General features: G+C 43.9%; 6 protein-coding genes and 1 pseudogene. 4 read left to right on the top strand and 3 right to left on the bottom strand.

Translation table 11 applies throughout. The features are described 5' to 3' along the window. Positions 1-2,260 (top strand): annotated as a pseudogene (locus JGK39_RS30990) (DNA/RNA endonuclease G); the annotation flags it as partial. A gap of 3 nt (positions 2,261-2,263) precedes the next feature. Then, a complete protein-coding gene (locus tag JGK39_RS30985) occupies positions 2,264-2,968 on the top strand; it encodes a DNA/RNA non-specific endonuclease (RefSeq protein ID WP_293298674.1) in 705 nt (234 codons plus the stop codon). A gap of 101 nt (positions 2,969-3,069) precedes the next feature. Here the strand turns inward: JGK39_RS30985 and JGK39_RS30980 are convergent, their stop codons facing one another. Both JGK39_RS30980 and JGK39_RS30975 read right to left on the bottom strand, forming a co-directional pair. Continuing rightward, the gene (locus JGK39_RS30980) at positions 3,070-3,996 is read right to left on the bottom strand and encodes a pentapeptide repeat-containing protein (protein ID WP_293260052.1); all 927 of its coding nucleotides are present in this window, start codon (positions 3,994-3,996) and stop codon (positions 3,070-3,072) included. A 185-nt stretch (positions 3,997-4,181) separates the two neighbouring features. Further along, a complete protein-coding gene (locus JGK39_RS30975; protein ID WP_293260049.1) occupies positions 4,182-4,406 on the bottom strand; it encodes a hypothetical protein in 225 nt (74 codons plus the stop codon). An 88-nt stretch (positions 4,407-4,494) separates the two neighbouring features. Between JGK39_RS30975 and JGK39_RS30970 the strand changes: the two genes are divergently transcribed. After that, a complete protein-coding gene (locus tag JGK39_RS30970) occupies positions 4,495-7,797 on the top strand; it encodes a DNA/RNA non-specific endonuclease (protein WP_293298670.1) in 3,303 nt (1,100 codons plus the stop codon). Positions 7,798-7,902: 105 nt separating this feature from the next. Here the strand turns inward: JGK39_RS30970 and JGK39_RS30965 are convergent, their stop codons facing one another. After that, complete coding sequence (locus tag JGK39_RS30965; protein ID WP_293260043.1) at positions 7,903-8,862, bottom strand: pentapeptide repeat-containing protein; 960 nt, start codon at positions 8,860-8,862, stop codon at positions 7,903-7,905. Between the two features lie 158 nt (positions 8,863-9,020). Between JGK39_RS30965 and JGK39_RS30960 the strand changes: the two genes are divergently transcribed. Further along, a partial coding sequence (locus tag JGK39_RS30960) for a hypothetical protein (RefSeq protein WP_293298667.1) occupies positions 9,021-9,234 on the top strand: 214 nt, incomplete at its 3' end.

Here is a 9,234-nt window from a genome sequence, read left to right as displayed (position 1 = left end):
GAATGAACCCTGCGGTCTTCCTGGTTTTAAGCCTGATACTGATGTCGATAAGGTCAATCTTTATGTAAGCGTTTTTCCGCAAGGGAAGGGCTTGTTGCCGGGCGATCGATGGTCGGGTTTAGAGAATCCGACTGCCGGGCAGGATTACAATCCAAATCGGGTTTTGACTGCTCGATGGAACAACGGTAATTGGACTTGGAATGGTGTCAGTCAAGCGGGTTCTCCTGAGGAGTTTACTCTTTCTAATGACCGAATGTTGACGGCCGGCCAGGAATATCATTGGGCTGTGGAAGCTGTGACGAATAAAGGGGATAAAAAAGTTGTTACCGACAAGTTTAAGACTTTACTGCCGGCTCCGATGGATGGTGGCAATACTTTCAGCAGCGTTACGGTGTTAACGCGAGGTTTGGAGCCTGAAGGTAAAGTTAAAACGGAACACAACCGACTAATTGACAACCAAATTAACGGAGTTGCCAAGCACATTTACGATGCAGGCGGTGCCGTTAAGAAATACAACGCCGCAACAAATAAGTGGCAGTCAGTTAGTCCCCAAGGAAACGATTGGGAATTTAATAGTGCGGCCCCATCTCCCTCAACGGGCAAGCCCTTAGTGCTGCTGGCAGATTGGCTGGGAGAAATCGAACCGAAACAACTTTATAATTCAGGGTTTGCTGAGGCGGCGGCCGATTCTTTATTTGCCTCGCTGGTACAACTGGATTTGGAAAAAGGCGGTTCTGTCGGCAGCCCGATCGGTCTTTATGACAGTACGGGTAAGTTAATCCGCACTCAAGGAAGTGTTTTCAACTCGCCGTTACATTTTGTTGGTTTCGGTCAGGGGGCAGTTGTTAATAGCGAAATCGTTCAGCGTTTGGGTACGTTTTTCCCACTTGCTGGGGGAACTAGCAAGGATAACCGCGACCTTCAAATGACGACTGTTGACCCTTACGATTACGATGATAATTCTTTTTCTGGGCCTTACCGTAACATTCTCGACCCGGAAATACGGGTGTGGAATAATGTTACTTATGCTGACAATTACTACCAAAAAAATGGTAGCGGTAACACTCTTAACGGGAGAGAACTTTTGGGAACTAATTGGAAAGCGGATTGGAATGTTTCCTTGGGAAATCGAGCTGGATTTGAACCGGATAATGGGCAAGGTGCTTCCCATCGGGATGCTTTGACCTGGTATGCGGGAACTGCGAACCTTTCGGGCAGCAAACTTCCGGAGGAGAATGGCGAAACAATTTACCGCCGGTTGGGCGATTTGGAGCCAAATAATATCACCGATGCGGCGGAAACTTGGTACACTCCCGACCACATAAACGCTAATTTTTCTCACGGCAACGCTCGGGCTCCTTGGGAAGGGATTGGTACTGGTTGGTTCCACTCTATTTTAGGGGGAGGTTTTGAGTTAAGACCTTATTTTGATGGTGGCAAGAAAGGTCAAAGTGAGTTGGGTGATTTTGAAGCTTACCTGACAAATAATCGGGTTTCAGTTTACGAGAATAATACCTACACAGCAAGGCTGCGGGGGGACTATGCGGTTCCGACCTTGTTTAATGGAAATTTTGATGCGATCGCTGCTGGAATTGGTTCGCAATCCATTCCCGGTTGGTCTTTCTACAATCGCGAAAATGGCATCAATAAGGACGCATCACAAAATTATTTGATTGATGTAAACCAGATATCCCAGACAGACAATCCCAGCTTGTACGAACACCTAGAAAAACTGAGGACTGACCGTACTCAACCCAATTATGCCCTCAAACTGGGAGGCACTGGTGGGCTTACTGAAATTTTACATAACCCCTTTGTTGTACCTGATTGGGGAGTATTGCGATTTGACCTTCATACTCTCAATCCCAACGGTGGTGAGGTTAAGGTTTCCATAAAAGGGAGTGAACCAGGCGATAATTGGCAATATTTAAGCGCAATCAAATCTCAAAATGCCACAGGTGTTGAATTGAGATATGGGGTTGAGCTGGTTGGAGGCAGCAATCCCACTCAGTCTGGTTTTGAATTTAATCAAATAGGTTACGGAACGCAAGGTTTTGAGACGTTCAATTTGGATGTGCCAGATGCACTGCGTGGCAAATCAGCGAAACTCCGGTTTGAAATTACAGGAAATACCGAAGTCTATCTGGATGATGTTTTTTTTAAAAGCAAGCATCTCTTACTTGGAAACCCTGATGAAGCTAGGTTTACCAGAGACTCCAACCCTAATCCCCAAAATTTTCTCATAGAGAGGCCACAGTAGACTTTGTCTTACAACGATGGGAATAAAACTCCTAATTGGGCAAGTTGGCAACTCAATAACACATGGATTGCTAGCGGTCGGAAAGATACATTTCATAAAGATGATACCCTACCTGCTAATTGGGATAGAGTTCCCGACGCTTCTTTTCCTGGCATTTGGAGACGGGGACACTTAACCCCTAACGCAGACCGCAATAGGAACCTTAAGGATATGGATTCTACTTTCTTCATGACAAACATGATTCCACAGCACTCGAGTAACAATAGTGGGGTTTGGGCAAATGTCGAAAAGTTCGGTAGAGACATTGTGCAAGATAAAGATAAAGAACTTTACATCATCGCTGGTAGTTATGGCTCTCAGGGGACTTTTACCCGAACCCGTGATGATGGCACAACCTTTGATGTCAATATCCCTGACCGAGTATGGAAGATCATGGTAGTTTTAGATCGACCAGGCCAGAGACTAGCAGATATTAACGCGAACACGCAAATTATCGCTGTTGATTTTCCCAATAGTACAGTCCCAGATGGACCAGGGAGGCCTAAGTGGACAAACTATATAGTTGATATTGCAACCATTGAACGCAACTTGGCTGGAGCTGGCATGAATTATGATTTGCTATCGAATGTTCCTGAAGACGTTAAACGCAGTCTCAAAACTCAACAATTTACATTTACAGGAGACCAGCCTATAAATGGTATCCGCTAGCTAAAGTGTGGGAGTATTAAGAGATTAATTTGAACTTCCCCTCGTGTGGGAAGTTCAGATTAACAGCTAATGGCTGGCAGCACTGCCATCAGTGATAATGGCTAATTTCTAACACTTCCATCTGGCATTATGGTATTGCCAAAAATTGCCTCATTGAGGTTAGCGTCCTTCAGGTTAGCATCTCTCAGGTCAGTATTTCTCAGGTCGGCATTTCTCAGGTTTGTCCCGTGCAGGTCAGCCCCTCTTAAATTTGCATCACTCAGGTTAACGCGGCTCAGGTCAAGACAGGTTAACCGAACTCCATGTAAATCAACATGGCTCAAGTTTACTCCTGGCGCAATTAAAATAGCACAAGAAAGGTCAATTTCATCAGAAAAACCAGTTTCTGAGCTGTAAAGCGCACCGCGCAGGTTGGTACCGCGCAGGTTGGCACCACTGAGGTCAGCACGAATTAGGTTGGCACCACTGAAGTTGACATTACTCAAGTTAGCATCGCTTAAGCTAGTACCTTCCAGCCAAGCACCGCTGAGGTCGGCTCCACTCAAGTCAGCATCAGGCAGGTAAAATTCAGACAAGACTGCTTCCTTAAGGTTTGCCTGACTTAAATTGAGAGTAATCTCAGCGGTACATTGGCTGAAATACGCACCGCTCAGGTTGGCTGCTCTCAAAGTAGTACCATTTAAATTGGTTTCAAACATTTGGGCTTGGCTGAGGTTAGCTTCAGTTAAATCGGCGCGATCTAGGCAACCCGCAACCATAGCACCACTGAGATCGGCTTTTGTCAAGTTAGCGTTACTTAGATCAATACCCTCTAGAATAGTGTTTGTTAAGTTTGTTTCTGTCAAGTTAGCATTAGCTAGATTAACGCTTGTAAGGTTGGCATTGCTTAGGTTGGCTCCTGCCAAATTAGCATTACTTAGGTTTGCGGATCTTAGCTTGGCCCTTTCTAGATTGGCACTTGCCAAGTCAACATTAGTAAAATCCTTCTCTCCAGCGGCGTATCTTCGGAGCAACTCCTTAGCATCCATAACTTTTCTCCCTAATTCATTTATTACGCTATCAACTGAGGTCAATATCACTTAAACTAACATAGCTCAGTCTTGTATATTGCTTCAACTGAAGTCTTCCAAAAAATTTTCTAGGACAGGCTCAGCGTGAAAAAGCGGTATTTAGATTAGAATCGCGGCAGTAGGTCTAGTTCTTCTAATGAAGTTTATTTTGATGCTTGGCGAGCGGAGCCATTTAAGTCGCTCTCAATCAAGTATTTACCTTGGATAACAATTCCTTCTAAATTCATCCCGGAAAAGTCTCTCCATCCATCTTTGTAGAGAGCGATTGCATCCCAACCTTGCATCTCTGGGTGATGCTCGTTGAGAGACGGAAGCAGAATAAATTCTTCGGTTTCTTCTTCCCACTCGAAATCTTCTTCATTGTTCATAACTTTTCTGTGAAAATATTTACCTTCAAGAACGCTTGCTCTATATGTATGATATTGTATCGCAGCCGATTGCTCTTGCGACCGATTCTTGGTAACAAAGGGATGCACGATCGCTGCCAATCAAAACTGGGTGGAATTAACCGGGCCTATTGGCGATAGTTCGAGTGACAGCAAGCCTCTCAATCCTAAATTTAGCTGGAATATTAAGGGGGGGGATGAAGAGTGCGGTATTCCCGATCTTAATGCCGCTACAGATATCGATGAGGTCAATCTTTATGTCAGCGTGTTTCCCAAGGGTGAGGGTTTGTTACCGGGCGATCGATGGTCGGGTTTAGAAAATCCGACTGCTGGGCAGGATTACAATCCAAATCGAGTTCTGACTGCTCGATGGAACAACGGTAATTGGACTTGGAATGGTGTCAGTCAAGCGGGTTCTCCTGAGGAGTTTACACTTCCTAATAACCGCATATTGACTGCCGATCAGAAATATCACTGGGCTGTGGAAGCAGTGACGGATAAAGGGGAAAAGACAACTGAAAAAGGCGATTTTAAAACCTTACTTTCCGCTCCGATAGCTGGTGCGAATAACTTCAGCAGCGTTACTATTTTAACGCGGGGTATCGAACCAGGAAATCCCGAACGCAGCAAACTTATTGATGGCAAACTTAATGCAATAGCCAAACACATTCAAGAAGCTGGCGGCTCGGTTATGAAGTATGACTCTCCAACTGGTACATGGCGGTTTGGTACTTATAACGGCAATAACTGGGTGTATAACAACAGTCAACTTCCCGGTTATAACAAGCCATTGGTGCTGCTGGCAGACTGGATAGGGAATAAGGAACCCCACAAACTTTACAACACTGGCTTTGCTGAAGCGGGGGCCGATGCTTTATTTACATCGCTGGTACGGTTGGATCGAAACTACGGTGGTGGAGTAGGAAATGCAGGTCAGCTTTATGACGAGCGAGGCCATCAGATTCGCACTCAGGGCGGTGTTTTCAATTCACCGTTACATTTTGTTGGTTTCGGGCAGGGGGCTGTAGTTAACAGCGAAATCGTTCAACGTTTGGGTACATTTTTCCCTAATGCTGGCGGTACGAGTCCTGCAAATCGCGATTTGCAGGTGACGACTGTTGACCCTTACAATTACAAGTCTATTTCTTTAGAAGGAACTTACCGTAACATTCTCGACCCGGAAATCAGAGTATGGAATAATGTCACCTATGCTGACAATTACTACCAAACTAATGGTATCGGGAATACTCTTAACGGGCGGGTACTTTCTGGAACGAATTGGAAGTCAGATTGGAATGTTTCGCTTAACAATCTGGCTGGTTTTACGGATAACGGGGCCGGTGCTTCCCATCGGGCGGCAGGGGCTTGGTATGCGGGAACGGCTAATCTCAATGAAAGTCGGTTGCCATCAGAAAATGGCGATCGAATTTACCGCCGCTTGGGAGATTTGTCAGCAAATAATATCACCGATGCGACTAAGACTTGGTATACCCCCGACCATACCAATGCTAATTTTACTGGCGGTAATGGCGATACTAACGCACCTTGGGAAGGAATCGGTACGGGTTGGTTTCATTCGGTTTTAGGGGGAGGTTCTCAACTGCGTCCCTACGATTTTGGGGGCAAGAAAGGTAAAAATGAGTTAGGTATTTTTGAGAATTACCTGAACAATAATCGGGCTGCTGTTTACGAGGATAATACCTACACAGATATCACTAAGTCCTTCGGAACTCGGATGCGGGGGGACTATGCGGTTCCGACTTTGTTTAACGGGAATTTTGATGCGATTGCTTTTAGAAAGTCGGATCATACTATCCCAGGTTGGTCTTTATTTAATGGTTCATCTGAGGATGTTTTACAATCCCACTTAGTCGATTGGTACACTATCGGAGAAGAAGTTGCAAAGAATAGGGCAATACCAGGCTTAGAAAACTTAAAAGACTTAATAAGTACCGGTTACTTAGATGCCATAAGCTACGATGTAGATCGACCTAATTTTGCCCTGAGAATGGGAGATGGTGGGACAAAACAAATCGTACACAACTATTTTGTGATGCCAGAATGGGGAGATTTGCGATTTAATCTCCACGCACCGTTTGGGAAAGGAAAGCTTAAAGTCTTGTTGGAAACTAAACTAAATACCGACCCGCAAGGGCGACCAATAATTGGCAGTGGTACTCATCTTCTCAAAGAGATAGATCTGGCAGCAACAACAGGAGATGAACTAAAGACATACGCAAGCGATATTGACAAAATTGGTTTTGGCAGAGGAGGGTTTGAAACATTTCATGTTGGAAGCAATCAGCTAGATAAGTTTCGAGGTCAGAGCGTTAAATTGAGGTTTGAAGTTGAGGGAAACACCAGAGTTTATTTAGATGATGTTTTCTTTAAGAGTAATCACCTTAAATTTGGCAATCCATCTGAAGCTAGGTACAGTCCTGAAGAACCACAAAATAACCTCTATCGCGCAAACTTGCTACTGGAGAAGCCTCAGTACGCAGTATCTTACAATCGCACAACTAAAACCCCCAACTGGGTAAGTTGGCAGGTAAATAAATCATGGATTGGTGGAAAACGCCAAGCTGATGAGTTCATCGCCGATCCTACATTACCTAATGGCTGGCCTCAAATTAGTGGTAGCAGTTATGAAAATAATAACGGGGCCAGTCTTGGCTTTAACAAAGGACATATAATTCCTTCAGGAGATCGGACAAGACATCCCAAAGACAACCTAGCCACTTTTTTGGGAACCAACTTAATCCCGCAAAACGCTGACAATAATCTGTTTTTTAGCAGTCCTAATAATCCCGCAGAAGCCTCTGCGTGGTACAATATAGAACAGTTAGTAACAGGTATGGCTGAAAATAGTAAGCAAGTTTACGTTGTTGCGGGTAGCTATGGCACAAATTGGGAACCACAGAAAAAGAGTAATGCTCTCCCCAACGATTCTAGGTATCAAGGGTTTACCAATTCTGAGGCTTTTCAACAACAAGGAATTAACATTCCTACCTGGACATGGAAAACAAATCTGGTTCTAGAGCATCCTAGTCAAGGGATACCAGATGTTAATCACGACACCAAAATTTACACGTTTCTTACACCTAACAGAGCCGAACCATCAGCCCTAGACTGGGATAATGCTGGGGAGCAAGGAATAGTCCACCCATTTTATGAAATTGGAGAGCAGCTGCAATTAAATCGAGTTTTATCTCCAATCAAAAATGTGACTGAATGGCGATCTCCGAACACTTGGTTAGTTAGTATCGAAGAACTTGAAAACTTACTTAAAGGTAAAAATGTTAACCTGTTTTCAAATATTCCTGGAGATATTCGAGATGTTCTCAAGCGAAATATAAACTTGCCACTTTCATGATTTATAGAAATCAAATTCATGGCAAGTAGACATCTCCAATAATCAGTGTGGAACAGGCAGGATGCCTGTTCGACCCAGGCTTTTTTGTAGATGTCTAATAGAACCCTACCTTTTCCAATTAGAAGCATATTCACTAGGACCAATAACAACTTCTCCGTTGGGCAAGGTAGTGTTACGAAAAAATGCAGATTCCACGAACAGAAGCTCAGCCCCACTCAGGTTGGCTTCTGTAAAATCTACACCATACATTTCTGCATATAAGTTGGCATTTTTCAAATTGGTGTAGCTTAAATTTGCTCCTCTCAAGTTAGCAATGCACAGATTAACACCGCTCAAATTTGCCCCCCTAAAATTAACTCTCGTCAAGCAGGACTCTTTCAAATTGGCACCGCTTAAGTTAGCATCAGCTAAGTGAGCATTAGGCATAATTATGTTATGTAAATCGACACCTCTAAGGTCAGCCCGATATAAAACTATGCCCTCAAACCTTCTTTCTCCAGCAGCGTAGCGCCGAAGCAATTCCTGAGTTTCCATGACTCTAACTGGATCGCTTTTATGGCTACCATCTGGCATAATAGTATGACAAAATAACGCAGCGTCAGTGTTAATATTCTCCCATTTAGCAGCGCTAAAATTTGTGCCAATTAAGTTGGTATTAGACAGGTTTGCATTGTTTAAGTTAGCATTTTCCAAATTAGCATCGCTCAGGTCAGCATTCCATAAATTAACATTAGCCAGATTTGCATTGCTAAGATTTGCCCCTACTAAACAAACGCTACTCAAGTGAGCATTTTCAAGATTCGCGTTACTCAAATTAGCACCGCTCAGATCGCACCCCTTCAAAATACTTGAGTGTAAATCAGAGCCACTTAGGTCGATCTCAATTAGGTATTCATGCTCGATGAGAGTTCCTTCTAAATTGATCGAGGAATAGTCTCTCCATCCATCTTTATATAAATCGACCACCTCCCTACCAGCCATCTCTGGGTGATGGTTGTTGAGAGATAGAAGCGGAATAACTTCTTCGGCTTCTTCTTCCCATTCGAGATATTCTTCGTTATTCATAACCTTTTTCTGAAGATATTTACATATTAATAATAGCAGATCGTGAGCCAGACAAGATTACAATCGGAATCGTATCCTGACTGCTCAATGGAAGAATAGTACCTGGACTTGGAATGGAGGTAGTAAGGCTGGTTCTTCTGAGGAGTTTACTCTTCCTAATGACCGACCATCGGGCTGCTTTGGCTTGGTATGCGGGAACTGCTAATCTCAATGAAAGTCAGTTTCCTTCGGAGAATGGCGAAACAATTTACCGTCGCTTAGGTGATTTGACTGAAAATAATATTGCTGATGTTACTAAGACTTGGTACACTCCTGATCACACGAATGCCAGTTTAACTCATGGCGATACTAAAGCTCCTTGGGAAGGAATTG

The sequence above is a fragment of the Microcoleus sp. PH2017_12_PCY_D_A genome, from assembly GCF_020738565.1.
Classification (GTDB): domain Bacteria; phylum Cyanobacteriota; class Cyanobacteriia; order Cyanobacteriales; family Microcoleaceae; genus Microcoleus.
The sequence above is the reverse complement of the archived record's forward strand: the minus strand, read 5'-3'. Positions and strand labels throughout refer to the sequence as shown.